Raw genomic sequence first — 425 nt, 5'->3', positions numbered from 1 at the left:
CCGCTCATTGTCGACAACACGGTGGCCAGCCCATACTTATTGCGGCCCATTGAATTCGGCGCCGATATCGTCGTCCACTCAGCGACGAAGTTCATCGGCGGGCACGGCAATTCGATCGGCGGTGTGATTGTTGACAGCGGCAAGTTTGACTGAAAAGGGAGCGGCAAGTTTTCCGGAGTTCACCGAGCCAGACCCGAGCTACCACGGTTTGGTGTATGTGGACGCCGTTGGCGAAGCGGCGTACATCACGAAAGCGCGCATCCAGCTCTTGCGCGATTTGGGAGCAGCGTTGTCGCCGTTTAATGCGTTTTTTCGTTAAATCACCGGCTTTCTATACTGGGCAACGTTGTGTTGCACGCAAAAGACTGATCGAAAGGTGAATAGACGAATAGAAAACCGCCGTCGGCCATGTTGAAGCCGGATGA

The 425-nt window shown here is 54.6% G+C and carries 1 pseudogene; it reads left to right on the top strand.

Annotated elements, in window-relative coordinates:
* Positions 1–310, top strand: a pseudogene (locus BRO54_RS18960) (PLP-dependent transferase); the annotation flags it as partial.
* Positions 311–425 lie beyond the last annotated feature (115 nt).

The organism is Geobacillus proteiniphilus (assembly GCF_001908025.1).
GTDB lineage: Bacteria > Bacillota > Bacilli > Bacillales > Anoxybacillaceae > Geobacillus > Geobacillus proteiniphilus.
Note: the sequence above shows the minus strand (reverse complement) of the source record. Positions and strands in the feature narration are given on the sequence as shown.